Annotated in this window: 25 protein-coding genes and 1 riboswitch; of the genes, 6 read left to right on the top strand and 19 right to left on the bottom strand. The window is 71.3% G+C overall.

Translation table 11 applies throughout. The annotated features are described in order from the left end of the window. Positions 1 to 161: 161 nt before the first annotated feature. Positions 162 to 2720 carry an ATP-dependent Clp protease ATP-binding subunit gene (locus ACLJQM_RS06915; RefSeq protein WP_360777454.1) on the bottom strand — a complete coding sequence of 853 codons (2559 nt, stop codon included), beginning with the start codon at positions 2718 to 2720 and terminating at the stop codon, positions 162 to 164. Between the two features lie 369 nt (positions 2721 to 3089). Here ACLJQM_RS06915 and ACLJQM_RS06910 point away from each other — a divergent pair, with 369 nt between their 5' ends. Next, on the top strand, positions 3090 to 4007 hold the full coding sequence (locus ACLJQM_RS06910; RefSeq protein ID WP_410630475.1) for a (2Fe-2S)-binding protein: 918 nt from the start codon (positions 3090 to 3092) through the stop codon (positions 4005 to 4007). On the opposite strand, the gene ACLJQM_RS06905 is transcribed toward ACLJQM_RS06910, so the two are convergent. Continuing rightward, positions 3917 to 4483, bottom strand: coding sequence for a TIGR03086 family metal-binding protein (locus tag ACLJQM_RS06905; RefSeq protein WP_410630474.1), 567 nt, complete (start codon positions 4481 to 4483; stop codon positions 3917 to 3919). The genes ACLJQM_RS06910 and ACLJQM_RS06905 overlap by 91 nt on opposite strands. 65 nt (positions 4484 to 4548) lie before the next feature. Between ACLJQM_RS06905 and ACLJQM_RS06900 the strand changes: the two genes are divergently transcribed. Beyond that, on the top strand, positions 4549 to 5370 hold the full coding sequence (locus ACLJQM_RS06900; protein ID WP_410630473.1) for a DUF6597 domain-containing transcriptional factor: 822 nt from the start codon (positions 4549 to 4551) through the stop codon (positions 5368 to 5370). Positions 5371 to 5499: 129 nt separating this feature from the next. Here the strand turns inward: ACLJQM_RS06900 and ACLJQM_RS06895 are convergent, their stop codons facing one another. Together ACLJQM_RS06895 and lysS are read right to left on the bottom strand one after the other, a co-directional pair. Next, the gene (locus ACLJQM_RS06895) at positions 5500 to 5850 is read right to left on the bottom strand and encodes a histone-like nucleoid-structuring protein Lsr2 (RefSeq protein WP_247017463.1); all 351 of its coding nucleotides are present in this window, start codon (positions 5848 to 5850) and stop codon (positions 5500 to 5502) included. Between the two features lie 147 nt (positions 5851 to 5997). After that, positions 5998 to 7509: a lysine--tRNA ligase gene (gene lysS, locus ACLJQM_RS06890; protein ID WP_360777463.1), complete on the bottom strand. Its 1512-nt coding sequence runs from the start codon at positions 7507 to 7509 to the stop codon at positions 5998 to 6000. Positions 7510 to 7585: 76 nt separating this feature from the next. Here lysS and ACLJQM_RS06885 point away from each other — a divergent pair, with 76 nt between their 5' ends. The 3 genes from ACLJQM_RS06885 (at position 7586) to ACLJQM_RS06875 (ending at position 9210) form a co-directional block, all read left to right on the top strand. Next, the gene (locus ACLJQM_RS06885; RefSeq protein WP_410630472.1) at positions 7586 to 8338 is read left to right on the top strand and encodes a methyltransferase domain-containing protein; all 753 of its coding nucleotides are present in this window, start codon (positions 7586 to 7588) and stop codon (positions 8336 to 8338) included. A gap of 21 nt (positions 8339 to 8359) precedes the next feature. Beyond that, positions 8360 to 8430: riboswitch (guanidine-III (ykkC-III) riboswitch) on the top strand. Positions 8431 to 8457: 27 nt separating this feature from the next. Then, positions 8458 to 8772, top strand: a complete 315-nt coding sequence (locus ACLJQM_RS06880; RefSeq protein WP_410630471.1) for a DMT family transporter — start codon at positions 8458 to 8460, stop codon at positions 8770 to 8772. Between the two features lie 33 nt (positions 8773 to 8805). Beyond that, entirely contained in the window at positions 8806 to 9210 is a 405-nt protein-coding gene (locus tag ACLJQM_RS06875; protein WP_410630470.1) for a DUF6640 family protein, read from the top strand. A gap of 271 nt (positions 9211 to 9481) precedes the next feature. Here ACLJQM_RS06875 and ACLJQM_RS06870 read toward each other — a convergent pair whose 3' ends face one another. The 7 genes from ACLJQM_RS06870 to ACLJQM_RS06840 all read right to left on the bottom strand — a co-directional run bounded on the left by ACLJQM_RS06870 (position 9482) and on the right by ACLJQM_RS06840 (position 16665). Further along, entirely contained in the window at positions 9482 to 10261 is a 780-nt protein-coding gene (locus ACLJQM_RS06870) for a type III pantothenate kinase (protein ID WP_360777470.1), read from the bottom strand. Between the two features lie 5 nt (positions 10262 to 10266). After that, a complete protein-coding gene (panD, locus tag ACLJQM_RS06865) occupies positions 10267 to 10761 on the bottom strand; it encodes an aspartate 1-decarboxylase (protein ID WP_247017451.1) in 495 nt (164 codons plus the stop codon). Positions 10762 to 10770: 9 nt separating this feature from the next. Beyond that, positions 10771 to 11676, bottom strand: coding sequence for a pantoate--beta-alanine ligase (gene panC / locus ACLJQM_RS06860; RefSeq protein WP_410630469.1), 906 nt, complete (start codon positions 11674 to 11676; stop codon positions 10771 to 10773). Next, entirely contained in the window at positions 11673 to 12632 is a 960-nt protein-coding gene (locus tag ACLJQM_RS06855; protein WP_410630804.1) for a Rossmann-like and DUF2520 domain-containing protein, read from the bottom strand. Before ACLJQM_RS06855 ends, panC begins: the two co-directional genes overlap by 4 nt. A 90-nt stretch (positions 12633 to 12722) precedes the next feature. Further along, entirely contained in the window at positions 12723 to 13826 is a 1104-nt protein-coding gene (locus ACLJQM_RS06850) for a PrsW family intramembrane metalloprotease (RefSeq protein WP_410630803.1), read from the bottom strand. A 178-nt stretch (positions 13827 to 14004) separates the two neighbouring features. Next, on the bottom strand, positions 14005 to 16134 hold the full coding sequence (locus tag ACLJQM_RS06845) for a DUF6779 domain-containing protein (RefSeq protein ID WP_410630468.1): 2130 nt from the start codon (positions 16132 to 16134) through the stop codon (positions 14005 to 14007). A 69-nt stretch (positions 16135 to 16203) separates the two neighbouring features. Then, a complete protein-coding gene (locus ACLJQM_RS06840) occupies positions 16204 to 16665 on the bottom strand; it encodes a DUF3180 domain-containing protein (RefSeq protein ID WP_360777476.1) in 462 nt (153 codons plus the stop codon). 118 nt (positions 16666 to 16783) lie between these two features. Between ACLJQM_RS06840 and ACLJQM_RS06835 the strand changes: the two genes are divergently transcribed. After that, a complete protein-coding gene (locus ACLJQM_RS06835) occupies positions 16784 to 17719 on the top strand; it encodes a MerR family transcriptional regulator (protein WP_410630467.1) in 936 nt (311 codons plus the stop codon). 589 nt (positions 17720 to 18308) lie between these two features. On the opposite strand, the gene folK is transcribed toward ACLJQM_RS06835, so the two are convergent. From folK to ACLJQM_RS06795, 8 genes are all read right to left on the bottom strand, one after another. After that, positions 18309 to 18800 (bottom strand): 2-amino-4-hydroxy-6-hydroxymethyldihydropteridine diphosphokinase, encoded by a 492-nt coding sequence (gene folK / locus ACLJQM_RS06830; RefSeq protein WP_410630466.1) that lies wholly within the window; start codon positions 18798 to 18800, stop codon positions 18309 to 18311. Next, positions 18797 to 19156, bottom strand: a complete 360-nt coding sequence (gene folB, locus ACLJQM_RS06825; protein WP_247017437.1) for a dihydroneopterin aldolase — start codon at positions 19154 to 19156, stop codon at positions 18797 to 18799. Before folB ends, folK begins: the two co-directional genes overlap by 4 nt. Further along, positions 19149 to 19955, bottom strand: a complete 807-nt coding sequence (gene folP, locus ACLJQM_RS06820) for a dihydropteroate synthase (protein WP_360777732.1) — start codon at positions 19953 to 19955, stop codon at positions 19149 to 19151. The genes folB and folP overlap by 8 nt, the downstream gene beginning before the upstream one ends. A gap of 35 nt (positions 19956 to 19990) precedes the next feature. Continuing rightward, positions 19991 to 20596 (bottom strand): GTP cyclohydrolase I FolE, encoded by a 606-nt coding sequence (folE, locus tag ACLJQM_RS06815; protein WP_360777482.1) that lies wholly within the window; start codon positions 20594 to 20596, stop codon positions 19991 to 19993. Further along, positions 20574 to 23000 (bottom strand): ATP-dependent zinc metalloprotease FtsH, encoded by a 2427-nt coding sequence (gene ftsH, locus ACLJQM_RS06810; RefSeq protein WP_247017435.1) that lies wholly within the window; start codon positions 22998 to 23000, stop codon positions 20574 to 20576. Before ftsH ends, folE begins: the two co-directional genes overlap by 23 nt. Before the next feature lie 203 nt (positions 23001 to 23203). After that, positions 23204 to 24028 (bottom strand): ESX secretion-associated protein EspG, encoded by an 825-nt coding sequence (locus ACLJQM_RS06805; protein ID WP_360777486.1) that lies wholly within the window; start codon positions 24026 to 24028, stop codon positions 23204 to 23206. Positions 24029 to 24158: 130 nt separating this feature from the next. Continuing rightward, positions 24159 to 24947 carry an ESX secretion-associated protein EspG gene (locus ACLJQM_RS06800; protein ID WP_247017430.1) on the bottom strand — a complete coding sequence of 263 codons (789 nt, stop codon included), beginning with the start codon at positions 24945 to 24947 and terminating at the stop codon, positions 24159 to 24161. 60 nt (positions 24948 to 25007) lie between these two features. Next, a complete protein-coding gene (locus tag ACLJQM_RS06795) occupies positions 25008 to 26420 on the bottom strand; it encodes a hypothetical protein (protein WP_360777488.1) in 1413 nt (470 codons plus the stop codon). Positions 26421 to 26424: the final 4 nt, after the last annotated feature.

Genomic DNA, 26424 nt, shown 5'->3' with positions numbered 1-26424 from the left:
GCGGAGCCCGGCCCCAGCTCCTTCGAGTTCTGCAGCCTCGAACCGTGAACCGGTCGACCAGCGGCTGTCCCGAGACCAGGACCCTCCCGGGCGAGCACACAAGAAAGGGCGGCTCCCCCCTCAAGGGGAACCGCCCTTCCTACGTCGTAGCTAAAGCCCGATCACTCGGCTTCGGCTTCGCCGCTCTGCTCCTCGTGGCCCGCGCCGATGCTGACCGGCGGGGCGTCCGGGATCGAGGACGGCCGGCGCTCACCGCGGAAGGTGAACTTGGCCTGGTCGTCCTTGTCCTCCGGGTTGCCGCTCCAGCCTTCGACGTCGACCAGGATGATCTGGCCCGCCTCGACCTCGCCGAACAGGATCTTCTCCGACAGCTGGTCCTCGATCTCGCGCTGGATCGTGCGGCGCAGCGGCCGGGCGCCCAGCACCGGGTCGAAGCCGCGCTTGGCCAGGAGGGACTTGGCCTTCTCGGTCAGCTCCAGCTCCATGTCCTTGGCGCGCAGCTGCGTCTCCACGCGGCCGATCATCAGGTCGACCATCATGATGATCTGTTCCTGCGTCAGCTGGTGGAACACGATGATGTCATCGATCCGGTTCAGGAACTCCGGGCGGAAATGCTTCTTCATTTCCTCGTTGACCTTCTGCTTCATCTTCTCGTACCGGTTCGTGGTGTCGTTGGCACCGGCGAACCCGAGGGAGACGGACTTCGAGATGTCCGACGTGCCCAGGTTGGACGTGAAGATGAGGACCGTGTTCTTGAAGTCGACCGTGCGACCCTGACCGTCGGTCAGGCGGCCGTCTTCCAGCACCTGCAGGAGCGTGTTGTAGATCTCCTGGTGCGCCTTCTCGATCTCGTCGAACAGGACCACCGAGAACGGCTTGCGACGCACCTTCTCCGTCAGCTGGCCGCCCTCTTCGTAGCCCACGTAGCCCGGAGGGGCACCGAAGAGCCGCGAAGCGGTGTAGCGGTCGTGGAACTCGCCCATGTCGATCTGGATGAGCGCGTCGTCCTCGCCGAACAGGAACGCCGCCAGCGCCTTCGAAAGCTCGGTCTTACCCACACCGGACGGGCCGGCGAAGATGAACGAGCCCGACGGGCGCTTCGGGTCCTTCAGACCGGCACGCGTACGGCGGATCGCCTGCGAGACGGCCTTGACCGCGTCCTCCTGGCCGATGATGCGCTTGTGGAGTTCGTCCTCCATGCGCAGCAGCCGGGTGGTCTCCTCCTCGGTCAGCTTGAACACCGGGATGCCGGTCCAGTTGGCCAGCACCTCCGCGATCTGCTCGTCGTCGACCTCGGCGACGACGTCGAGGTCGCCGTCCTTCCACTGCTTCTCCCGCTCGCCCTTCTGGCCGAGGAGGGTCTTCTCCTCGTCACGCAGGCGGGCGGCCCGCTCGAAGTCCTGCGCGTCGATCGCGGACTCCTTGTCGCGGCGGACGTTCGCGATCTTCTCGTCGAACTCGCGCAGGTCCGGCGGCGCGGTCATCCGGCGGATGCGCATCCGGGCGCCGGCCTCGTCGATCAGGTCGATCGCCTTGTCCGGGAGGAACCGGTCGTTGATGTACCGGTCCGCCAGGGTCGCGGCGGCGACCAGCGCCGAGTCGGTGATCGAGACGCGGTGGTGCGCCTCGTACCGGTCACGCAGGCCCTTGAGGATCTCGATCGTGTGCTCCAGCGACGGCTCGCCGACCTGGATCGGCTGGAACCGGCGCTCGAGGGCGGCGTCCTTCTCGATGTACTTGCGGTACTCCTCGAGGGTGGTCGCGCCGATCGTCTGCAGCTCACCGCGGGCGAGCATCGGCTTCAGGATCGAAGCCGCGTCGATCGCGCCCTCGGCGGCACCCGCCCCGACCAGCGTGTGCAGCTCGTCGATGAACAGGATGATGTCGCCGCGGGTCTTGATCTCCTTGAGCACCTTCTTCAGGCGCTCTTCGAAGTCACCGCGGTAGCGGGAGCCGGCGACCAGGGAGCCCAGGTCCAGCGTGTAGAGCTGCTTGTCCTTGAGTGTCTCGGGCACCTCGCCCTTGACGATGCTCTGCGCGAGGCCTTCGACGACGGCGGTCTTGCCGACGCCGGGCTCGCCGATGAGCACCGGGTTGTTCTTGGTCCGGCGGGACAGCACCTGCATGACCCGCTCGATCTCCTTGCCGCGCCCGATGACCGGGTCGAGCTTGCCCTCGCGGGCGAGCACGGTCATGTTGCGGCCGAACTGGTCGAGGACCAGCGACGACGACGGGGTGCCCTCACCGCGGCCGGAACCGGTTTCGGTGGACTCCTTGCCGCCCTGGTAGCCCGAGAGCAGCTGCAGCACCTGCTGGCGGACCCGGTTGAGGTCCGCACCCAGCTTGACCAGCACCTGCGCGGCGACGCCTTCGCCCTCGCGGATCAGGCCCAGCAGGATGTGCTCGGTGCCGATGTAGTTGTGGCCGAGCTGCAGCGCTTCGCGCAGCGACAGCTCCAGCACCTTCTTGGCGCGCGGCGTGAACGGGATGTGCCCGCTCGGCGCCTGCTGGCCCTGGCCGATGATCTCTTCGACCTGCTGGCGCACGCCCTCCAGGGCGATGCCCAGCGACTCCAGCGCCTTGGCGGCGACACCCTCACCCTCGTGGATCAGACCCAGGAGGATGTGCTCGGTGCCGATGTAGTTGTGGTTGAGCATCCTGGCTTCTTCTTGAGCCAGAACGACCACCCGCCTCGCGCGGTCGGTGAACCTCTCAAACATGTGCACTCCCTCGACTGCTGCGCCGGCGGCCCGTTTCCATCGTGCTTTCACCGCGATGGATTCAGCACCGTGAGACCACTCTAGTAGCCAAGTCGTCGCGCTGGCGTACCACTACGGCTGACAGTGGCCTTTTCCGCACCCGGACGTGGCATCTCCCGGGCACTTCCATCTTCGTGCTGCCCTGCACCTTTACGTCAAGCCCAACGTGCGGAGGGCCATCCGGATTCCGCCATCCGCGCGGTGTCCGCTCACCGCGAACAGTCCGCAACCTGGGAGTGCCGGATCACCCCGCCACCCGATTGGCGCAGCCGCCGTCTGCCTGTAAGGTTAGGCACGCCTAATCCACTACGCCTGCGAGGAGGGCCGCGGTTGAACCACCAGCGGTCCTTCCGTGACGCACGCGAGGTCGGAGACGGCCTCGCGTCGTCGTTGCGGCGGGTCTCCGGCCGCCAGGAGCGCACCGAACTGCGCCGGGACGTCCCGGCGGGCTGGATCCGCTGCTCGGAGCTGCTGGAGACCCCCGCGTACTTCGCCGAGTGGCGCGGCCTCCTCGGCGACTGGCTGCTGCGCGAGCACGACGCGACCCCGCCGCGGACCACGGCCAGCTGGGTCATGACGTGGTACCTGCACGTGCCGGCCTACGTCGGCGCGCTGCTGCTGCACCACGAGCGGCGGGTGCCGTCGCTGAAGCCGGCGGAGCTGGCGTTCCGGCTGGCCGACGACCGCCCGCACCCCGACGGCATGGCCGTGCTGGGTGACGCGTTCCACTGCCTGCCCACCGACCCCGGTTCCGCCCGCCCGGAGGCCACCGTGGTGCGCGACGAGCGCGCGCTGGCGGCCGTCCTGCGAGCGCGTTACCTGGCTCACGCCGCCCAGTTCGTCCAGGCGTACGCGCCGGTCAGCAGGCTCGGCAAGCGGATGCTCTGGGCGGCGGCGACCGACGCGCTGGAGAACTCGCTGTGGTGGGCGGGCCGACAGGGCGGGACCGCGGAAGCGGAGGGCGCGGGCGTCGCCGACGCGGCACTGGTCCTCGACGCGCGCTACCCGCCGCTGACGTCGGCGTCGACGTTGCGCCTGGCGGAGGGCCCGGACGGCCACCGCGAGTGGACGCGGCGCCGCGAGAGCTGCTGCTTCTCCTACCTGCTCCCGGCCGAGCCGGAGTGCGACGGGTGCCCGCGCACCTGCTCGCCGCGGGCTCAGGGCGTCCAGGACGGGTCGCGGCCCGACGCACCCAGTGCCCGGGCGAACGCCGGCGCGGCCGCCGGCACCTCGACCTCGGGCCCGTAGACGCCCATCGAGCGCGCCTGCGCACCCATCAGCACCGCGGACTCGTACACCGCTGTCGCCGCTTCAGGCGCGACAGCGAGCTCCTGGCCGCTCGCCCGGGCCAGGTCCCAGCCGTGCAGCACGAACTCGCCCAGCACCATGTCGCCGACCACCGAGGCGGGCAGCCGCGTCGTCCCGAGCGCCGTCACGCCGGTCCACGCCGACGGCGTGCCGAAGACGTCGACGAGCGTCTCGGCCTGCTTCTCCAGCGCCGCGCGCCAGTCTTCGCCGACCAGCGCCGCCTCCGCCTCGGCGCCGCCGGGAGGCGGGTCCTCGCGGCGCCCCGCGGCCAGCAGCCACGGGCCCCAGAACAAGAGGTGGTTCAGCAGCCCGCGCACGGCGTACCCGGCGCACGGCGTCGGCGCGGTCAAGTCGGTCACGGCGGTGGCGACCCGGAGGAATTCGCTCGCGGCGGGCCGCAGCAGCTCGGCAGTCATGCCGGAGAGCCAAGCGGGTGCCCGCTTCCCCGTCTTGGACGAACGCGACAGCTACCGTGGTGACCGTGGCGCACCGGATCCCGCGCGGCATCGTGGCCGAGGCCACCGCGCGCACGATGTTCACGCTGACGAGACACCCGCCCGCCCCGGAGCTGGCGGATTTCGTCGAATACCACTGGGTCCTGCGCTGGGACCGGCGCGGTGAACCACCCCACGAGCAGCGGGTATTGCCCAACCTCTCGGTGCACGTGACGTTCTTCCCCGGCGCGTCCGGCGTGTACGGCCCGTCGCGCGACGTCTTTTCGCACCGCTTGTCGGGACGCGTGCAGGGCTTGGGCGTGCGTTTCCGGCCCGGCTGCTTCCGCGTGTTCCTCGACGGCCCGGTGAGTGACATCGCCGACCGATCCGTCCCGCTCACGGACGTTTTCGGGCCGGCGGCGATCCCGGCCGCGGAATCGGTGCGCGCGGCGGCCGGCGACGCACAAATGGTCCGTGCGATCGACAACTTGCTGATCGCAAATCCGGTACGCCTGTCCCCGGCCGCGCGACAGGCGGCCGAGGCGGTGGAATCAATCGCGCGTGATCCGGGAATTACCCGGGTGGTGCAACTGTGCGCGGATACTGGACTAACCACCCGGTCCATCCAGCGGTTGTTCGCCGAACACGTCGGCTGCCCGCCCAAGTGGGCGATCCGGATATACCGGCTCAACGACGCTGCGCAGCGGTTGGTCACGGAAGGAGAGCCGGATTACGCCGGACTGGCGGTTCGACTGGGCTATAGCGACCAGTCGCACTTCATCCGCGATTTCCGGACCGTGACCGGCCAGTCGCCCGCCGACTACGCCCGAACGGCTCGCGCGCCCGAACCGGACAGAGATCGGACATGAAGAAAGCCGCCGGGCGAATTCGCCCGGCGGCCACCGCTGGAAAGCCCGCTTCGAGGGATTCCGTCGAACCGGCGCGGGGGTCACCGCTGGTCAGCGACCCGCGACCACCCGCACCGGTGTGAACGTTCCTCAGTTCTTCTTGTGGTAGGCCTCGACGACCTCGGAGGGGATCCGGCCCCGGTCCGAAACCGCGTAACCGTTCTTGCGCGCCCAAGCACGAATGGCCTGGTTCTGCTCGCGGTCGACCGCGGCCGGGCGCGCCGATCCCTTGCCGGAGACCGGACGCACGGTGGCGCGCTTGCGGCCACCCGCGCGCCGCGCGTGCTCGACGTACTGGGCGAGTGCGTCCCGCAGCTCCTCGGCGTTTTCCGAGGAGAGATCGATCTGGTAGCTGACGCCGTCCAAACCGAACTCGACGGTCTCTTCGGCCTCGCTGCCGTCCAGGTCGTCCACCAGCGAGACGAGCACCTTCTGCGCCATCTGTTTCCTCCTGCGGGGCTTACTCAATGATCTGGTGACGGGGCGAGCCCCGGGGACAGAAGACTTTGTCTAGAACATTAGTACCCGCTCCGGGAGTGCAGCGCAAATCTCTATGCGATAACCGACCGCTATCCTCACACGGGCGGGTTATTCAGGTCGCACGAGCGGGAAGAGGATCGTCTCCCGGATACCCAGACCGGTCAGCGCCATGAGGAGCCGGTCGATCCCCATTCCGACGCCGCCGCTCGGCGGCATTCCGTACTCCAGGGCCCGCAGGAAATCCTCGTCCAGCCGCATGGCTTCGCTATCACCCTGCGCGGCCAGCAGCGACTGTTCGGTGAGCCGTTCCCGTTCGACGACCGGATCGACCAGCTCGGAGTATCCGGTGGCGAGTTCGAATCCGCGCACGTAGAGGTCCCACTTCTCGGCGACACCGGCCCGCGAGCGGTGCTGCCTCGTCAATGGCGACGTCTCCAGCGGAAAATCACGGACAAACGTCGGTGCGTGCAGGTGATCTCCGACGAGGTGTTCCCACAGTTCCTCGACGAGCTTCCCGTGCCCGAGCTTCGGGTCCACTTCGAGGCCCCTGGCCTGCGCGAATCCGTGCAGTTTGGCGGCGGGTGTCTCCGGCGTCACCTCTTCGCCGAGTGAATCGGACAACGACTCGTACATTCCGAGTGTGGTCCATTCGCCGGAGAGGTCGTACTCCGAACCGTCGGGCAGCGTGACGACCTGGCTGTCCAGCACGGCCTGCGCGGCCTCCTGGATCAGCTCCCGCGTCATCACGGCGTTCGTGTCGTAAGTCGCGTAGGCCTCGTAGTACTCGAGCATCGCGAACTCCGGCGAGTGCGAAGAGTCGCTGCCCTCGTTCCGGAAGTTGCGGTTGATCTCGAAGACCTTTTCGATGCCGCCGACGACGCAGCGCTTGAGGTAGAGCTCCGGCGCGATGCGCAGGAACAGCTCCATGTCGAAGGCGTTCGACCGGGTGACGAACGGGCGGGCCGCGGCGCCGCCGTGCAGCGTCTGCAGCATCGGCGTCTCGACCTCGGTGAACCCGCGGCGGTGGAACGACTCCCGCAGCGACCGGACCACGCCGGCGCGGGTGCGCACGACGTCCCGCGCGCGCGGGCGCATGATGAGGTCGACGTAGCGCTGGCGGATCCGCGTTTCCTCGGCGAGTTCCTTGTGCGCGTTGGGCAGCGGGCGCAGCGCCTTCGACGTGAGGCGCCAGCCGTCGGCCATCACGGAGAGCTCGCCGCGCTTGGAGGTGATGACCTCACCCTGCACGAACACGTGGTCGCCGAGGTCGACGTCGGCCTTCCACGCGGCCAGCGCGTCTTCGCCGACCTTCGCCAGGCTGATCATCGCCTGCAGCTCGGTGCCGTCGCCCTCGCGGAGGCTGGCGAAGCACAGTTTGCCCGTGTTGCGCAGGAACATGACCCGGCCGGTGACGCCGACCTGCTGCCCGGTGGCGGTGTCGACGGGCAGCCCGGAATGCGCCGCGCGCACTTCGGCGAGCGAGTGCGTGCGGGGTACCTCGACCGGGTAGGGATCGATGCCTTCGGCGAGGATCCGGTCGCGCTTCTCCCGGCGCACCCGCATCTGCTCCGGCAGTTCGTCTTCGGCGGGGTCGCTGGTGGAAGCGGGGTTTTCGGTCATGGCCCATAGGGTACGAACCCCGCCGCGCGCTACGCCAACCGGATTACCTTTACTTTCCCTCCATTAACCTGGCCCGGTGAGTGATCCCACACGCGCCCGCCGGGCTTCTTCCTTCGGCAGCCGAGCGGCCGCGTACGCCGAGCACCGGCCCGATTACCCGCGGGCAGCGATCGAGTGGGGCCTTTCCGGCGCCACCGGAACCCCGCGGCGGGTGCTCGATCTCGGCGCCGGAACGGGCAAACTCACCCTCGGCCTCACCGAGCTCGGCCTCGACGTCACCGCGGTCGAACCCGACCCGGAAATGCGCGCGGAACTGGCGCGCCGGGTGCCGTCGGCGACGTCACTGGCCGGCCGGGCGGAACGGATCCCGGTACCCGACGCCGAGGTCGACGCGGTATTCGTCGGCCAGGCGTTCCATTGGTTCGACGTACCGGCGGCGATGACCGAGATCGGCCGCGTGCTGCGTCCCGGTGGCGTGCTGGTGCCGATGTGGAACTACGAAGACGAATCGGTGCCGTGGGTGGCCGAGTTCACCGAACTGGGCCGCGACGGCGCCCGCAAGCCGGCGTCGACCGACGATTTGCGCGCGGTGGCGCACCCGGCCTTCGAGCCGTTCGACGACGAACGGTTTCACCATGTGCAACGGCGGACCGCAGAGAGCCTCGTGGAAACGATCGCGACCTATTCCCTCGTGATCGTCTCGGACCCGGCGGAGTCGTCAGCGCTCCTGACGCGCCTTCGCGAGTTCCTCGCCGCGAACCCGGCGACGGCGAATGGTGAGTTCGACCTCCCGCTGGTCACGTGGGGCCTGCGCGCCCGCCGCCGCTAGCTTTCCGGCGTGCTAGCTTCGGAAGTGGCCCCCGCACCCGCGGCCGGCCCCGGACGAGCGCGTCGTACCCGGTGCGGACAAGACGGCGCAGTGGTTCCCCACACTGCGAAAGGCTCGTCATGTCTTGGCTCGTCCTTGTCCTGTCCGGCGTGTTCGAAACGATCTGGGCGGCCGCGCTCGGCGCGTCCAAGGGGTTCTCCCGCCCGGTTCCCACGGTGGTGTTCGCCCTCGCGCTCGCACTGAGCATGGGCGGCCTGGCGTACGCACTGCGCGAAATCCCGCTGGGCACGGGTTACGCGATCTGGGTCGGCATCGGCACGCTCGGCACGGCGGCGTACGGCATGCTCGCCCTCGGCGACCCGGCGACGACGGCGCGGATCACCTGCCTGGCGCTGATCGTGGCGGGCGTGGTCGGGCTGAAACTGCTGCATTGACCTCGATCAAGCTGGAGGTTCGATACTGGCGGGATGAGCAGGAAATCGTTGGGGCGAGCCCTGATCTCGCTGACCTCACTGGTGACGGCGGTGGGCCCGTACCGCGCCGACTGGAACGAGACCCACGTGTACAACCCGGCTTGGCCACCGCACGCGAAGTTCCACAACGGGCAGACGATGAGCCTGGGACTGGCGCTGGGCGCCACCAGCCTGTGGCAGCTGTGGCGGCCGTCGTCGGCTCGGGCCGGGCTCGACGCGGGAGCCGCGCTGGCGTCGTTGTACTGGCTGACGCAGATCTCGGCGCTGGCGTATCCCGGGTCTCGGGCCGTGGACCCGCCGGGCACGGCCCGGTTCCCGCAGGGGAAGGTGGCGATTCCGGCACTGGCGGTGACGGCGCTGGGGTACGTGCTGGAGCGACGCAGGCTGACCCGCGGCTGACGGCTGTCTTCAGGTCCGCAGCGAGGTCGCGGCCGAACGTTCGCGCGGGATCGCGACCGGACTGGACTCGGCGCCGACGCGGTGAAGCCGGCTTCCGCAGGAACCTCTGGCTGCGCCGGGCCGGCAAGTGTGTCACGCGTTCGGGTGGGCCCACCCAGGCGAAGGTTTCGCGGGGGCGGTCGTTGAGCCCGGCCACCTCCGGCCACAAGCCGGGAAAGCGCGACTGCAGCCCGGTTGTCCACAGCCCACCCGAGTTGTGGACAACCGCGCGTCAGGGGCGGATGTTCCGCTCGTAAACCAGCCGCAGCCCGAGCAAAGTCAGGTCCGGCACGTGGTCCGTGATCGTCTCCGACTCCTCGAGCACCAGCGGTGCCAGCCCGCCCGTCGCCAGCACCGCCACCGGTTCCGCGCCGCCGGGCGAAAGCTCGCGCACGATCCGCTTCACCAGGCCGTCCACCTGCCCCGCGAACCCGTACAGGATGCCCGACTGCAGGCACTCCACGGTGTTCTTCCCGATCACCGACCGCGGCGGCACCAGCTCGACCTTCCGCAGCGCCGCCGCGCGCAACGCCAGTGCGTCCACCGAAATCTCGATGCCCGGCGCGAACGCGCCGCCCAGGAACTCGCCGCGCGCGGAAATCGCGTCCACGTTGGTCGACGTGCCGAAGTCGACCACCACGCACGCCGTGCCGCTGTGGAGGTGGTGCGCGGCCAGCGTGTTCGCCAGCCGGTCCGCGCCCACCTCCTTCGGGTTGTCCACCAGCAGCGGGACACCCGTGCGGACACCCGGCTCCACCACGATCTTCGGCACGCCGGCGTAGTACCGCGAAAGCATCACGCGCAGTTCGCGCAGCACCGCGGGCACCGTCGACAGCGCGCTGATGCCCGTCACCGCATCCGCGTGCGGGCCCAGCAGGCCGCGCACCGTCAACGCCAGCTCGTCGGCCGTCATGCGCGCGTCCGTGCGCATGCGCCAGTCGCCCACGAGCGACTGACCGGACCAAAGCCCCAGGACGATGTTCGTGTTGCCGACGTCGACGGTGAGCAGCAAGCGGGTCAGCTTTCCGCGTGCAGCAACGCGTCGAGGCGGCGGGCGTCCGCCGTCTCCGCGACCGGGAAGATCGCCGTCTCGTCGTCCGGCAGCGTCACCGTGCCGGACAGCAGGCCCGAACCCTCCGGCGCGTAGCCGGGGTCGCTGTGCCGGTGGACGATCCGGTTGTCCGCGTCCACGAACACCACGCGCGGTTCGTACGTCGCGGCCTCGGCGTTGTCCATCTGGCCGTACGAGATGAGGATGACCAGGTCACCCGGGTGCACCAGGTGCGCCGCGGCGCCGTTGATGCCGAGCACGCCGCTGCCGCGTTCGCCCTTGATGACGTAGGTCTCCAGCCGGGCGCCGTTGGTGACGTCCACAATGGACACCTGTTCGCCCGGCAGCAGGTCCGCGGCCTCCATCAGGTCTTCGTCGACCGTCACCGAACCGACGTAGTGCAGGTCGGCCTGGGTCACGGTGACGCGGTGGATCTTCGACTTGAGCATCGTGCGGTACATCGTGGACTCCTATTCCCCTGCGTCCAGCCGCTCCGGGTGCTCGACAGCCGCGCCGAGCAGCACCGGAACGTTGTCGATCAGCCGGGTACTCCCCACCCGGGCCGCGATCAACAGTCGTGCCTCACCGTCGACGGGCGCGGGCCCGAGGTCGGTTCCCCTCAACTCCAGGTAATCCACCTCGACCGCCGGCCGCGCGGCGAGGGTCTTCCACGCGGTCTCGAGGACCGCGTCGGCCCCGTCCCGGCCGACGAACGCCCCCGCGGTGAGGGCGGCCGACAGGACGATGGCGTCTTCGCGCTGCTCGGGCGTCAGGTAGACGTTGCGCGACGACAGCGCCAGCCCGTCACGTTCCCGCACGGTCGGCACGCCGATGACGCGCGTGTCGATGTTCAGGTCCCGGACCATCCGCTTGATCAGCACCAGCTGCTGGTAGTCCTTCTCCCCGAAGAACGCGTAGTCCGGGCGCACCAGGTTGAACAGCTTCGCGACGACGGTCAGCACGCCGGCGAAGTGGCCGGGCCGCACTACGCCCTCGAGCTCGTCGCCGAGCGGGCCCGGGTGCACGGTCACGGCGGCGCCCTCGGCGTACAGGGCGTCGGCGCTCGGGGTGAACGCGATTTCGACGCCGTCCTCGCGCAGCACCGACAGGTCGGCCTCGAGCGGCCGCGGGTACGCCTCGAAGTCCTCGCCCTCGCCGAACTGCAGCGGGTTGACGAAGATCGAGGTGGCCACGACGGTGTTCGGCAGCCGCTTCGCGCGGCGGATCAGCTCGCGGTGCCCGGCGTGCAGCGCGCCCATGGTGGGCACGAGCGCGAGCTTGCGGCTGACGCCGTGCAAGGCCCGGCTGACCTGGTTCATCTGCTCGGGCGAGGCGAACGCGTTCAGGGTGCCGCGGCTGAATTTCGGTGTGGTCACTGGTCTTGGTGCCCTTCGGCGGGATCGTCGAGGAGTTCGGTGAGGTCTTTGGCGGCCGCGGTGTCCAGCAGCCCGGCAGCCGCGGAACGCGCTGCCGTGCGCTTGGCCAGCGCCCGGTAGGCCGGCGCCACGTCCGGCGCCCGGTCCGCGAGCACCGCGAGGTGCTTGCGGACGGTGCCGAGATCGCCACGCGCGACCGGGCCGGTGAGCGCGCGGTCGCCGTGTCGGAGCACATTATCCAACGCCGCCGAAAGCAGTGGTGCCACCAGGCGTTCGGAATGCCCGATTCCCGCTTCCCGCAAGACTTCCGTGCAATCGGCGACCAGCGTCATCAGGTGGTTCGCGCCGTGGGTCAACGCAGCGTGGTAGAGCGCTCGCGCGGAGTCGGGGATGCGCACCGGCTCGGCACCCATCTCGACCGCCAGCGCCTCGCCGACGTTCCAGGCCGCCTCGTCGTCGGCGGCCGCGGTGACGCCGATGCTGCACGCCGCCAGCCGTTCGAGGTCCTCTTCGCGGCCGGTGAACGTCATCACCGGGTGCAGCGCGAGCGGCAGCGCCCCGGCTTCGGCCGCGGGGGTCAGCACGTCGATGCCCTGCGCGCCGGAGGTGTGCACGACGATCTGCCCCGGCCGCAGCGACCCCGTGGCGACGAGCCCGCGGACCATCCCGGCCAGCGCGTCGTCGGGCAGGGCGAGCAGCACCAGGTCGGCCCGGCCGACGGTCTCGTCGGGCGGCAGGATGGGCACGTCGGGGAGGAGGCGTTCGGCCCTGGCCAGCGACGCGGCGGACAGGCCGGACGCGGCCACCACGGTGTGCCCCGCCCGGGCCAGCGCGGCGCCGAGCACACTGCCCACCCGGCCGGCGGACACGACGCCGACCGCGAGGCGGGCGGGCCTCATCATGGCGTGCGCCTGTGGAGGCTCATGGCTGGCAGACTCCCTCTGCTCTCGTTCCAGTCCCGCTCCGGGTACCGGACGAACGGCGCGAGACTAACTCGATTGAGCGCGCCGCGTTGAACCCGGGTGACCAGCTTCACCCGGACCGGGTCACCCGCGGGCGGCCTCGTCGGCGAGGCGCGTCGCCTCCGCGCGAGCGGACTTCAACGTGCGCAGCAGCTCGCGCTGGCGCTGCCGGTCGGCGTCGCTGCGCAGCTCACGCCGGTCGAGGAAGGCGAGCTCGGTGACGCTCGCCTGGTAGACGGCGACGGCCCTCGCGGCTTGCTTCCCGGACTGCCGCTTCGCCTGCCGCCGCCAAGCCCGGCGGCCGGGCAGGCTGGCCAGCAGATCGACCTCCGACGGCGCGATCCAGCGCGCCGACGCCATGTGCGGCAGCGCGGTGGCGATGATCCGCTGCTCCCGCCGTCGCTGCAGGACGACCAGGTAGACCACGCCGAGGAACAGCGGCAGCATGATCAGGAAGTAGACGGTGAGGAACTTCGACCCGCCGAGCAGCGCGGCGCTGTTCCACAGCGCGTGCAGGCAGACGGCGGCCAGGTAGCCGGCGACCGGCGCGATGACCTTGAGCGCCTTGGTGGTCGTCCGCGCGGCGATACCGATCCCGATGCCGGTGAGCACCGCGAACAGCGGGTGCGTGAACGGCGCGAGCACGCCACGCAGGAAGAACGCCGTGATGACGCCCTGGCTGTGCCCGTCACCGAAGCCGTAGTCGGCGAACGCGCGGCCGAAGTAGTAGATGTTCTCGGTGAAGGCGAACCCGGCGGCGCTGAACCCGGCGTAGACGACCCCGTCCACGACGCCGTCGAACTCGCTGGAGCGGCGCCAGGCGATGAGCACGACGAAGAGCGCCTTGGCGGCCTCCTCGACGACGGGGGCCGAGACGAGCGCGGCGAGCGTGTTGCCGTTGCCGGACCCGAGCAGCTCGTCCCCGACCGCCTCGGCGGTGGTGTTGATGAGCAGCGCGGTGATGGTGGCGATGCAGGCGCCCCAGGCGAAGGCGAGCAGCAGGAACTTCGCGGGCTCGGGCTCCCACCGGTCCACCCAGAGGAACCCGGCGACGACCCCGGCGACCGGCACGAGCGCGGCCAGCACCCCGATGGTGACGGCGAGCGGCCCGACCCGCGCGGTGGCCAAGCCGAACAGGAACAGGCCGCACAAGGCCACCACGATCAGTCCGAACACCGGCAGCAGCACGGTGATCCGGCGAGGCCGCCGTCCGCGATCAAGTCCCGTCGCGGGCGAGAGGGTTCCGCTCACAGGCGGTCACCCTACGCAGACCGGACACGAGACGGAACGCCACCTCGCCCCACGGCGTGCCGCTCCTGCTCCGCCTGCGCGCTCCGATGTGGCCTTGGTGCGCTTGGAGCCTGGCTCAGTCCTCCGCGCGTCGGCGGCGGCGCGGGGTCGAGCCCGTTCCGCCGTTCGCCGCCAGCAGCTCGCTCACCGAGCGGCCGGCCGCGTGCGAACCGCTGCCCGGCTGTGGCTCCGCGGACCGGTGGCCGTTGCGCCCGTTGCCGTTGTGGCCGTTGCCGTTCTGCTGCTCGACGTCCGCCGGGTCGACCGGGGCCATGTTGCGCCGGGACATCGACGCGCGCTCGGCGACCATGCCCTCCCACGCCGGGGGCTCGCCGTCCGGACGACGGCGGCGGCCGCCTCCCGTGGGCTCCGGGGCGGGGACGGGCGGCATCTGCTGCGACTCGTCCGGCTTGCGGCGGCGCCCGCCGGACCCGCCCTGGAAGTTGCGGACCGACTCCGGGAGCGTCGGGTTCGCCATCGGCGCCTCGCCCTGGGCGGCCGCCGCCGGCGCGCGGTGCGAACCGCTGTGCCGCGACGACGGCTCGTCGAGGATCGGCGACATGTCGGCCCGCGAGAACTGCTCCAGCCGCGACGGGCGGCGGCCGTCGGCGGCCGGGACCGGGGTCGTCGGCGGGACCACCGGCGGTAGGTCCGTGCGCGACGGCTGCTGCCGCGACGAGGGGCCGGTGCTCGGCACCGGCGTCGTCGGCGGGACGACCGGGAGGTCGGTGCGCGACGCGGCGGCGTCCCTGTTCATCGGCGGGGCCTGCTTCGGCTCGGGCGGCTTCGGCCGGTTCGGGCGCTGCCGCTCGGCGAAGTCGTCGCGGTTCTGGAAGGCCGCGCTGAGGTCCTTGACCGGCCGGATGTCCGACCGCGACATCTCGGACGGCTTGGGCGGCGCCGCCGCGGGGCGGCCCGGCGCCGGACGCGGCGGCTCGGGCGCCTTGCGCCGCTCGGGCCGGGCACCGTTCGGCTTGGGGTTGACGCGCGGCAGGTCCGGCCGCGACATCTCCACCCGGGGGATGTCCGGGCGCGACATCTCCACCCGCGGGATGTCGGGACGCGACATCTCGACGCGCGGGATGTCCGGGCGCGACATCTCGACGCGCGGGATGTCGGGGCGCGACATCTCGACCCGCGGGATGTCCGAGCGGGACACCTCGGCGGGCCGCATCGCCGGGCGCGACAGCTCCGCGCGGCGCGCGGGCGGCGGCTCGGGACGGCGGATCTCGGTCTTCGGCTCCGGCGCCCGCCGGATCTCGGTCTTGGGCTCGGGCCGCGGGACCTGGCGCGTCGGCTCGGCGGCGGCTTCCGGACGTCGCTCAGGCTGCTTCGCGACCTCTTCGGGCTTCGGGAGCCGCATCGGCTGCGACTCGGCCTGGCGGCGCGCGGCTTCGGCCCGCAGCTCGGCGGCCTTCATCTCGCGCTGCGCGGCGTTCAAGGCCGGGTCGACGGCCGGCACCGGCGGGCGGCGGTCGCTCAGCGGCTTCGGCCGCGCCATCTGCTGGGTGCTCTGCACCGAGACGTTCGCGGGGGTCTTCGGAACGGCCTTGCCGCCGAAGCCCTTGCCCAGGCCCTTGCCGTTCGCGGGCTTGCCGTTCGACGCCTTGCGGCGGCGCTCGTCGAGGACGCGGTCGATCAGCTCGGTCGGCCGCTCGCCGCCCTCGGGCATCGGCTTCTTCGCGGCCATCAGCTGAGCGGGCCTCTTCTTCGGCGCGCTGTCCGGGATCATCCGGTTCTCGTCGGAAAGCTTGCGCATCCGGGTCGCCTGCGCGGTCAGCGCGACGCGTTCGAGCAGCACCTCGCCACCGAACAGCGACTGGAGGCTGTCGCGCAGCGCCGACACCTCGGCCCGCAGCGCCTCCAGCTCCTCGCGCCCGCGGGAGTCGGCGGCGGTGCGGTTGTCCGCCTCCATCTCCAGCTCGTACTCACGCCGGGCCGCGATCTCGCGTTCCAGCTCCAACTCGTACACAGCCTGCGCCTCGGCGACCGCGTCCTCGCTCTGTGCCGCGTGCTTGCGGTACTTCACGGCGAGGAAAGCGCCGATCAGGGCAGCCCAGAGGGCCGCGACGATCCCCAGGCGGAGATAACGGAGATCGTCGCTGAGCACCAGTGCGAGGGTGGCTCCGATGGCGAGGACGAATCCGACGACTAGCCACGGCCTGCCCAGAAGGCGGCCGCGCGAGTCGTCACCCACGCCGGTCATGACTGACACCGTACCTGCTCGTAATCCGAACGAGACCTACTCGGTCCAGCGAGCGGTGGGATTCCAGCGCTAACCGGTCGTCCCGCGGGTGTGCTCCCGGTCTTGGTCGCGCGGGGTCCGGCAGCAGTGTTCGAGCCACAAACCCGCTGCTACCAGGGCCGCGGCGGAGGCGACGCCGACGACCGCCGCCCGGGTGTCGAGAACGGCGGCGACGAGTTCGTCACGTCGCGGGAAAAGGTAGGCGAGCGCGGCCAGCCAGGCACCGGCCATGAACGCTCCGGCGAGTGACGAAGCCTTGGCCAAGGCCACCGATCGGGCGATCCCGATCGCGGCAACGACCCGGCCGTTCTTGATCCGCGACCGGATGGAGAAGGCGAGCACGCCCTCGATCACGGCCAGGACGGCGAGGGTGACGCCGGCGAGCAGCGGCAGCTGGGGCAGCGAGCCGTAGGCGATCTGGAACAGCAGGTAGCCGACGGCCAGGCCGAGCAGCCCGGCGACGACCAGGTCACGGGACCGCGTGAAGTGCATGACCCAACCGTACCGAGCTGTGACAGCCGGGGCTGCGCCCCGGGCCGGGGGCTCCGCCACCCGGAACCCCCGAAGTAGTCTTGACTCTCCCCCGACTGGAGACTTCACCATGCGTCTAGTGGGCACCACCGCGACATTCACCATCGGCGAGCTGGCCAAGCGGACGGGCCTGCCGGTCAAGACCATCCGCTTCTACTCGGACGAAGGCCTGTTGCCGCCGACCGAGCGGACGGACGCCGGCTACCGCCTCTACGACGCGGCGGCGATGGCCCGTCTGGAACTGGTCCGCACGCTGCGGGAGCTGGGCCTCGGCCTAGCCGACGTCTCCGCGGCGTTGGCGAGGCCGGCGACGGTCGGCGAGCTGGCGACCCGGCACGTCGAGGCCCTGGACGAGCAGATCCGGCGGCTGCGGCTGCGCCGGGCGGTGCTGCGCGCGGTGGCGAAGCGCAATTCCGAACTGGAGGAAGTGAACCTGATGAACCGTCTCGCGTCGATGTCGGACGAGGAGCGCAAGCGGCTGGTGGACGAGTTTTGGGACGAGATGGTCGCCGGGCTCGAGGTGAACGAGGAGTTCTACGAGCGGATGCGCGCGGGCAAGCCGGAGCTGCCGGACGACCCGTCGCCGGAGCAGCTGGAAGCGTGGATCGAGTTCGCGGAGCTGGTGCAGGACCCGTCGTTCCGCGCCCTGATCAGGGGCATGAGCGAGCAGCAGTCCCAGCAGATCAAGGCGGGCGAGTTCGAGCAGCCGGCCGAGGCGTGGCAGCAGAACTGGCCCGGCTGGGTTTCCCGCGCGGAAGCCGCACTGGAGGCGGGCGATTCGCCGACGTCGGAGGCAGGGCAAACGCTTGCGTCCGAGATCGCGACGGCGACGGCCCGCCCGGACCAGGACCCGGCGTCACGGGAGTTCCGCACGGAGATGGCGGACCGCTTCGAGACGAGCGGCGACCCGCGAGCGGAGCGCTACTGGCAGTTGCTCGCGACGATCAACGGGTGGCCCCCGGTCCCGACGGCCCAGCCGGCGGTCCGTTTCATGGTCGCGGCCCTGCGAGGCTGACAGCATCCTGTCACCGACCGCCAGCCACAGCTCGGCGATCGATGGCCGGGCGGGGCTTGACTTGCTCGGCGCGCCTGCGCTGGTCGGTCGTGAGTGAGAAACAGGGTTAGAACACTGTTTCTCACTCACGACCGGCGGCGTGGGGCGGAGATGGTCGACGCTGCTGAGGGCGGTCGCGCCGGCCGCGGCGGCGCCCGGCGGGCGGGGTGGCAAGGGCCGGCTCAGCCGAGGCGGGCGGGGCGGAGTTGGCCGGCGCCGCCGAGGCGGCGGGCAGGCCGAGCGCGCGCCGGGCGGGCGGAGTTAGCCAGCTCGGCCAAGTCGGCGGCTAGGCCGTGGTGGCGCCCGGTGGGCGGAGTCAGCCAGCTCAGCCAAGTCGGGCGGCACGGAGTTGGCCGGCGCTGCCCAGGCGGCGGGCAGGCCGGGCGCGCGCCGGGTGGGACGGAGTAGCCAGCTCCGCCAAGCCGGCGGCAGGCCGTGGCGGCGCCCGGTGGGCGAGGCCGGAATTAGCCGGCTTACCCAAGCCAGCGGGCAGGTCGTGGCGGCGCCCGGTGGGAGGAGTTGGCCGGCGGTGCCGAGGCGGCTGGGCGGCTCAGGCGAGTTCGAGCGTCGTCCGGCGGACCGTTGCCACCTCGGCCGGGGGGCGGGCGGCCAGCAGGTCCGTGATCGGGCCGTGGCCTGGCAGCACCGCCTCCGGGGCGATCTCCGCCCACGGGACCAGCACGCTGGCTCGGTCCGGGGTTCCCGGGTGCGGGAGCAGCAGCTCGGGGTCGTCGGACGTCACGCCGTCCACCGTGACCACGTCGACGTCCAGGGTTCGCGGGCCCCAACGGAGCTCGCGGACCCGGCCCGCTGCCCGCTCTGCCGCCTGGCCCGTGCGCAGCCAGGCCCAGTGGTCGCGGGCCGGGTCGTCGACCACGCAGACCGCGTTCAGGAAGTCCGGCTGGTCTTCGACGCCCCAGGCCTTGGTCTCGTACACGCTCGACACCGCGACCAGCGCCGGGCGGACCGCGGCCAGGGCCAGCTTCAGGTAGCCAAGCCGGTCGCCCAGGTTCGAGCCGAGGGACAGGACCGCGCGGGTCACCGGGCGCGCCGGACCGTCACCGCGACGTCGTCGAACGTCAGCGGGATCGGGGCCGACGGCTTGTGGACCGTCACCTCGATCGCGCTCAGGCGCTCGTCGCGCATGACCTCGTCGGCGATCTTGCCCGCGACGCTCTCGATGAGGTCGTACGGCTCGCCCGCGACGATGCCCGCCGCCAGCTCGGCCAGCTCGCCGTAGTGCAGGGTCTTGGTCAGGTCGTCCGACGCGGCGGCGGGCCCGAGGTCGAGCCACGCCGTGACGTCGATGACGAACTCCTGGCCGTCGCGCTTCTCGTGCTCGAACACGCCGTGGCGGCCGAACACGCGCAGGCCGGTCAGCGTGATCCGGTCAGACATCCGGCGAACCCTTTCCCCACGCCGCGGCCACCGCGACCGCGTCCAGCGAAGCTCCGACCTCGTGCACCCGCACGCCCCAGGCGCCGGCCGCGGCGGCGAGGGCGGAAATCGCCGCCGTCGCGTCTTCGCGGCCGTCCGGGGGCCTCGGCGTTCCGTCCTTTTCGGACAGCAGGCGGCCGAGAAAACGTTTTCGGGAGGCGCCGACGAGCACCGGGAAGCCCAGGGACAGCACCGAGTCCAGGCCGCGCAGCAACGCCCAGTCGTGCTCGGCGTCCTTCGCGAACCCGAGCCCGGGATCCAGCACGATCGCGCTCTCGGCCACGCCGGCCGCCAGCGCTTCGTCCACCCGGGACAGCAGCTCGGACCGGACGTCGGCGACGACGTCGGAGTAGGACGCCAGTGCCTGCATGTCCTTGCTGTGCCCGCGCCAGTGCATCAGCACCCACGGCACCCCGGTTTCGGCCGCGACCCGGGCCATGTCCGGGTCGGCCAGGCCACCCGAGACGTCGTTGATCACGTGCGCGCCGGCTTCGAGCGCCGCGGCGGCGACGGACGCCCGCGTGGTGTCGACCGACAGCGCGACGCCTTCGCCGGCCAGCGTCCGGATCACCGGCAGGATGCGGTCCCGCTCGGTTCCGGCGTCCACCCGGGCCGCACCCGGGCGCGTCGACTCGCCGCCGACGTCGATCAGGTCGGCGCCGCGCGCCCACATCGCGCGGGCGTGCTCCAGTGCCTGGTCGAGCCCGAGGTAGCGGCCACCGTCGGAAAACGAATCGGGCGTCACGTTCAGCACACCCATCACGACGCACCGGCCGGGAGCGGGAAGCCCCACGCTCACCGGCGCGCCTTGATCAGGTCGAGCGCCTCCGCCCGCGACGACGGCGAGGTCTTCAGCTGCCCCCGCACCGCCGAGGTGGTGGTGCGGGCGCCGGGCTTGCGGATGCCGCGCATGGCCATGCAGAGGTGCTCGGCCTCGATCACGACGATCACCCCGCGCGGCTCGAGCTTCCGCACGATCGCGTCGGCGACCTGGGAAGTCAGCCGCTCCTGCACCTGCGGGCGCTTCGAGTAGAGGTCGACGAGCCGGGCCAGTTTGGACAGCCCGGTCACCTTCCCGGCGGCGTTCGGGATGTACCCGACGTGCGCGACGCCGTGGAAGGGGACCAGGTGGTGTTCGCACTGGCTGAACATCGGGATGTCCGTGACCAGCACCAGCTCTTCGTGGGACTCGTCGAAGGTGCGGTCCAGCACCGAGTCGGGCTCGGTGTACAGGCCGGCGAACATCTCGTGGTACGCGCGGGCGACCCGGGCCGGGGTGTCCTTCAGGCCATCCCGTTCCGGGTCTTCGCCGCACGCCAAGAGGAGTTCGCGGATCGCCTTCTCCGCCCGGTCTTGGTCGAAGACCGGGCGGTCGGCGTCACTGGGGCTTGTCCGGTCCATCCACGTCACGTCGTTCTCCCTCGTTCTGCTGGTTGCCCGCCTGATCGGCGAACCAGCCGTGCTCACGAGGGCGTTCTTCACCACCGGGCCGCCACGACTGGCCCGGCTGACCGCCGGGGGAGGTCGCGGGGGTCCAGCCCGGAGGGGCACCGTAGTTCGGCGGGCCGCTCTGGCCACCGGCCGGGCCGCCCGGGTAGCTGCCGGGCTGCTGGCCGCCGCCGTAGGACTGCGGCCAGTGCGCCGTGCCGTTGGGGCCACCGTTCGGGCCGCCGTAGGGACGGCCGCCGTTCGGGTAGGCGCCCGGCTGCGGTGGGGCGTACGGGTTGGCGTTCGGGTCCGCCGGCGTCGGCGACGGGTACGGCGGGCCGCCGGGCAGGTCGCCCGCGCCCGGGGCCGTGCCGACCGGGGTCGGCTCCGGCTTCAGGGCCGGCTTCGGCTCCTTCTCCGGCGGCGGCCACGGCTCGCCGCGCTCCATCGCCAGCTCGCCCGGGGTCTTGATCGGCGGCTTGTCCGACGGCGTGCGCTCGCCGAACTCGTTGAAGACGGTGATGTGCGGGCGCTTCTCGACGGTCGCGAAGATCCGCTCGAGGTCCTTGCGCTGCAGCGTCTCCTTCTCCAGGAGCTCGATGACCAGCTCGTCGAGAACGTCGCGGTAGGTGTTCAGCACGTGCCACGCCTCGGTGTGCGCCGTCTCGATGAGCTTGCGCACCTCCTCGTCGATCTCGTGCGCCACCTCGAGCGAGTAGTCCGCCTGCCGCCCGGCCGACCGGCCGAGGAACGGGTCGCCCTGCTCCTGGCCGTACTTGACCGCGCCGAGGCGGGCGCTCATGCCGTACTCCATGACCATCGCGCGGGCGATCTTCGTCGCCTGCTCGATGTCCGCGGACGCGCCGGTGGTGGGCTCGTGGAAGACGAGTTCCTCCGCCGTGCGGCCGCCCATCGCGAAGACCAGCCGGCCGATCATCTCCGAGCGGGTCATCAACTCCTTGTCGTCCTCCGGGACGATCAAGGCGTGCCCGCCGGTGCGGCCGCGCGGCAGGATGGTCAGCTTGTAGACCGGTTCGATGTCCGGCATCGCCCACGCGGCGAGCGCGTGCCCGCCCTCGTGGTAGGCCGTGATCTTCTTCTCCTTCTCGGAGATGATCCGGCTCTTGCGGGCGGGGCCGCCGACAACGCGGTCGACCGACTCCTCCAGCGCGACGTCGGTGATCACGTGCCCGTTCTGGCGGGCGGTGAGCAGCGCGGCCTCGTTCAGCACGTTGGCCAGGTCCGCGCCGGACATGCCGACGGTCCGCTTGGCCAGGCTGCCCAGGTCGGTGCCCTGCGCGATCGGCTTGCCCTTGGCGTGCACCTCGAGGATCGCCTTGCGGCCGCGCAGGTCGGGCGCGGACACCGGGATCTGCCGGTCGAACCGGCCCGGGCGCAGCAGCGCCGGGTCCAGGATGTCCGGCCGGTTGGTGGCCGCGATCAGGATGATGCCGCCGCGGGCGTCGAAGCCGTCCATCTCGACGAGCAGCTGGTTCAGCGTCTGCTCGCGCTCGTCGTGCCCGCCGCCGAGGCCGGCGCCGCGCTGGCGGCCGACCGCGTCGATCTCGTCGACGAAGATGATGCACGGCGCGTTCTGCTTGGCCTGTTCGAACAGGTCACGCACTCGCGAGGCACCGACACCGACGAACATCTCGACGAAGTCCGAGCCGGAGATCGTGTAGAACGGCACGCCCGCCTCGCCGGCGACGGCTCGCGCGAGCAGCGTCTTGCCGGTGCCGGGCGGCCCGTAGAGCAGCACGCCCTTCGGGATCTTCGCGCCGAGCGCCTGATATCGCGCCGGGTTCTGCAGGAAGTCCTTGATCTCGTACAGCTCTTCGACGGCCTCGTCGGCACCCGCGACGTCCCCGAAGGTCGTCTTGGGCATGTCCTTGTTCAGCTGCTTGGCCTTGGACTTGCCGAAGTTGAGGACGCGGTTCCCGCCACCCTGGGCGTTGTTCATCATCCACATCAGCAGGCCCAGGACGAGGGCCAGCGGGATGGCGAAGATGAGGATCTGCGTCAGCACGCCCTGCTGAGTCACCTTGGTGGTGAACTTGATCGGCTGGCCGCCGGTCTTCGCCGCGATCAACGAGTCGTAGATCGGGCGGGTGGCATCCGCCGGGTACTGCGAAATGATCTGGGTGACCTGCTGGCCGTCCACGTCCACGGGCTTCGAAAGCAGCAGCTTGAGCTGCTGTTCCTTGTCCTCGAGGCTGGCTTCCTTGACGTTGTTCGAGGAGATCTGGGAGTTCGCCACCGAGATGGGTGCCTGGGTGTACCCACGATCACTGTCGAAGATCGTGTTGTACGCGAACAACGCCAGCAACCCCGCGACGATCCACAGCAGTGGGTTCCTGAGCACGCTCTTCCGGTTCATACGACTCGGCCCTGGTGGCCTCGACCCTCCCTGGTTGGGCGGCTCCTGTGATACCCGCCATCACGATCTTGACAAACGCGTGGTGCCTGGACACCCGTCCCATCAGGGTACCGTCCGCTGCCGCGTTCATCCCCTGTGAGCCTCTCGCAGGTCAACGGGCGATACCGCGCCCGGGTTCCCGCCCCGCGTCCTCGGTGGTCACGCTATCGCGTGCCGTCCGACACACTGCTCACCATCTCGCCCAGCCGGGTCCGCAAAGTCTTCTGGTCGGCGGGGGCCACCGTGACCCACTCCCGACCGTCCGTACCTGCGCGGGAGAGGCTCAGGTAGCGGCCGCTGGCGGTGTCGAACCAGGCCAGGACGCGGGACCGCTGCTTGGCCCCGACCTGCGAACGGCTGTTCGCTGCCAGCTGACCGCCGCGCTGCCGCGGCTGCCCGGCGAGCCGGCCGTACGCCTCCCGCGGGTCGGCGGTGACGCGCTCGCTCAGCGGGGTCCGGCGGGCCTTGCCCCGGCGCTTGTCTTCTTCCTCACCCGCCGACGGCAGCGACACGGGCACCCGGATCGGGGCCGTGCGCAGGGCGTCGTCCAGCGGGAGTGTGACCGACGCCTCGCTGCCGCGGGGGCCGGCGGGCAGCACGTCGACGACCGCGGAGACCAGCGCGTCCGGTGGGACGTCCCGCAGCCAGATGCCGTCGGCGTCCTGGACCGCGAGCACGCCCTTGGTGTCGTCGGCCGCCGCGAGCACGCCGACCGTCGGCGCCTCGAACTGCGGGATGTGCAGCGCGTCGATGGTCAGCGGGGCGAAGGCGAGCAGGTGGAGCGCGTCTTCGATCGGGGGCGCCAGCCTGCCGCGCGACTCGCGGATGCCGCGCGCCTTCAGCTCGACGTCGACGCGGTGGCGCAGCGAAACGCGCTCGTCCTCGGTCGCGCCGTGCGACCGGACTCGCAGCGGGTACGGCAGCTCCCCGACCTGCGCCGACTCCCAGAGGAAGTCGAACGCCAGTGGCGAGAAGAACTCTTGCATCATTACTCTCCCGGATCGGACTCTCGCTCAGCGTAGCCCGCACCACCGACAAAAAGTGATCGTCGGACGGGGCACCTTCGAAGAAGCCGGAGCCCGATCTTGGCAGAGGTGACGCTGGTGCCCGAAGGAGGGATCAGACGGGCGCGGTCGAGTTCGCCGCCGTCGCCAGCATCTCGCCGATGCGGTGGCGCAGCGTCGCCGCGTCCGCCGGGGCGATCGTGATCCAGTCGCGGCCGTCGCGGCCCTGCGTCGCCTGGGTGAAGTAGCGGCCCGTCTCGGTGTCGAACCAGCTCAGCACCGGGGTCCGGGTCCGGCCGCCGACGCGCGAGCGGGCGTTGGCCGCGATCTGGCCGCCACGCAGGCGCGGCTGGGCGTGCAGCCGGGCCAGCGCCTTGCGGTCCTCGTCCGCCGACGAACGCTCGTCGCCGGTGCCCCGCCGCTGCAGGAAGTCGACGCCGTGCGCGCCGACCAGCTGCTCCAGCGGGACCGTGATCGACTTCTCGGTGCCGCGCGGCGCACCCGGCAGCAGCGAGACGATCGCACTGGCCAGGCCGTCCGCCGGGCACGGGTTCAGGTGCAGGCCGCGGCGGTCCTGCACGGCCAAGAGGCCCTGGCCGCCCAGCACGCCGGCGATCGCGAGCAGCGGCTCGGCGTCCGGGGCGATCAGCTGGACGGCGTCGAGGCTCAGCTCGGCGCCCGCGAGCACGCCGAAGTAGTCCTCGACGTGCGGTTCGGGCCGCCCGCGGCCGTCGGCCAGCCCGCGCGCGACGAGCCCTTCCAGCGTGCGGCGGCGCAGCAGCGACCGCTCGTCGACGGTCTCGCCGTGCGAGCGGATGCGCAGCGGGTACGGCAGCTCGCCCAGCCCGGCGGACTCCCACAGGAAGTCCACCTCGACCGGGGTGAGCAGCTCAGCGTTCGGCATCGAGCCACCCCCAAGAGAAACCGGGCCGGGCACACCGTCGGCGTGCCCGGCCCGAAAGGATCAGCGGTCTTCGTCGTCCTCGGACCACGCGCCGATGACCGGCGGCGGGGTCGCCTGGTTCGCACCGAAGGCCTCGTCCGGGTCCGCCTCGATGAGGAAGGACGCGTGCGTGTGCTCCTCGTCCTGCTCGCCCTGGGCACCCTGCGGGGCCATGCCGCCCATGCCGGCCGGGTTCATCGGCGGCGGGGCCTGCTGCCCACCGATGGTGCCCGCGGGCGAGACGACGCCCTGCTGCGGGGCCTGGGCCGAAGCGGCGCTCTGGCCCTCGGCCGACGCCAGCGTCGTGTCGTTCTCGGCCTTCGAGCCGGACTTGGTGCCCGCGCCGAGCGCCCGCGAAGCCAGCGCGCCCAGGCCACCGGCGACGCCGCCGATGCCGAGGCCCATGCCGATCTTGCCGAGCGGGCTGGTGCCCCCGGCCCCCGCGCCGCCCGGGGCGACCTGGCCGGCGCCGGTCACGGAGCCGGCACCGGTACCCGTGCCCGGGACCGAACCGCCGGGTGCGTCGCTGCCGAGCGAAGCCGCGTCGGCCCCGAAGCCACCGGGCACGCCGTGGCTCGCCCCGGTCACGCCGGCCGCGTGCTGCGCGCCGAACGCGCCGTTGGCGCCGAAACCGGAGGTACTGGAGGCGAAGATCGCGTCACCCGCGCCACCGGGGAGCCCCTGGACCGGGCCGGTGCTGCCGACGGAGTTGACCGCGTTGAACGAGATCGAGTTGTGCGAGCCCGTCGGCTTCATGCCGAGCGACTCCGGGCCGAAGCTCGGGGTCGAGCTGTCGACCTCGCTCATCGACTTGGTGTAGGCGTTGAAGAACGCGACCTGCTGCGCCTTGACGTCGTTGGCCGCGTCCGCCTGCGCCTTCTGGTCGGCGATCAGCGCCGCCGGGCCGCCGGCCAGCGCCGCCGCCATGGACTGCTTGGGGTCGTAGTCCTTGGGGGCCGGCATCTTCTTGACCTCGGCGGCCGCCGCGGCCTGCCGGGCGAGCCGGTCGGACATCGTGTGCGCGGCCTCGGAAGCCTGCGAACCGGAGTTGGCGATGGCCACCAGCGCGCCCTGCGCACCGCCGGCACCCTGGCCGACCCACGCGTTGCCGAGCTCGGCGATCGCGTTGTACAGGTGGTCGGACGCCTGCTTCAGCTCGGTGCCGTGGTGCGCCCAGGCGTGCCCGGTCGCCTCGGCCGTGCCGGGGTCGTTGTTGTTGACCGCGCCGGCGTAGAGCTGCTGGCTTTCCTGCGCGTTCCAGTTCGGCGGGTTCGCGATCGCGCGGTCGCTGCCCATGTCGAAGCCGTCGGAACGGCCACGGGCGGTGTCGACGATGTTCTGCGACGACGAGTTGTCCCCGAGCGGGACGAGCGAGCCCGGGTCGGTCGAGCCCCCGGTGGTCGACGAAGGCTGGTCGCTGCGGTTCGGAGCCATGACT

The sequence above is a fragment of the Amycolatopsis sp. cmx-4-83 genome (assembly GCF_046548815.1).
GTDB lineage: Bacteria > Actinomycetota > Actinomycetes > Mycobacteriales > Pseudonocardiaceae > Amycolatopsis > Amycolatopsis pretoriensis_A.
This window is presented reverse-complemented; position numbering and strand designations above follow the sequence as displayed.

Bases quoted from the DNA above. Each gene is read 5' to 3' on its own strand.
- ACLJQM_RS06840 (WP_360777476.1), bottom strand. From the start codon at position 16,665: ATGCACTTCACGCGGTCCCGTGACCTGGTCGTCGCCGGGCTGCTCGGC.
- ACLJQM_RS06915 (WP_360777454.1), bottom strand. From the start codon at position 2,720: ATGTTTGAGAGGTTCACCGACCGCGCGAGGCGGGTGGTCGTTCTGGCT.
- ACLJQM_RS06905 (WP_410630474.1), bottom strand. From the start codon at position 4,483: ATGACTGCCGAGCTGCTGCGGCCCGCCGCGAGCGAATTCCTCCGGGTC.
- ACLJQM_RS06805 (WP_360777486.1), bottom strand. From the start codon at position 24,028: ATGATGCAAGAGTTCTTCTCGCCACTGGCGTTCGACTTCCTCTGGGAG.
- ACLJQM_RS06895 (WP_247017463.1), bottom strand. From the start codon at position 5,850: ATGGCGCAGAAGGTGCTCGTCTCGCTGGTGGACGACCTGGACGGCAGC.
- folP (WP_360777732.1), bottom strand. From the start codon at position 19,955: ATGGGTGTGCTGAACGTGACGCCCGATTCGTTTTCCGACGGTGGCCGC.
- ACLJQM_RS06800 (WP_247017430.1), bottom strand. From the start codon at position 24,947: ATGCCGAACGCTGAGCTGCTCACCCCGGTCGAGGTGGACTTCCTGTGG.
- panD (WP_247017451.1), bottom strand. From the start codon at position 10,761: ATGTACCGCACGATGCTCAAGTCGAAGATCCACCGCGTCACCGTGACC.
- ACLJQM_RS06795 (WP_360777488.1), bottom strand. From the start codon at position 26,420: ATGGCTCCGAACCGCAGCGACCAGCCTTCGTCGACCACCGGGGGCTCG.
- ftsH (WP_247017435.1), bottom strand. From the start codon at position 23,000: ATGAACCGGAAGAGCGTGCTCAGGAACCCACTGCTGTGGATCGTCGCG.
- folE (WP_360777482.1), bottom strand. From the start codon at position 20,596: ATGGACCGGACAAGCCCCAGTGACGCCGACCGCCCGGTCTTCGACCAA.
- lysS (WP_360777463.1), bottom strand. From the start codon at position 7,509: ATGACCGAAAACCCCGCTTCCACCAGCGACCCCGCCGAAGACGAACTG.
- ACLJQM_RS06845 (WP_410630468.1), bottom strand. From the start codon at position 16,134: ATGACCGGCGTGGGTGACGACTCGCGCGGCCGCCTTCTGGGCAGGCCG.
- folB (WP_247017437.1), bottom strand. From the start codon at position 19,156: ATGTCTGACCGGATCACGCTGACCGGCCTGCGCGTGTTCGGCCGCCAC.
- ACLJQM_RS06880 (WP_410630471.1), top strand. From the start codon at position 8,458: ATGTCTTGGCTCGTCCTTGTCCTGTCCGGCGTGTTCGAAACGATCTGG.
- ACLJQM_RS06875 (WP_410630470.1), top strand. From the start codon at position 8,806: ATGAGCAGGAAATCGTTGGGGCGAGCCCTGATCTCGCTGACCTCACTG.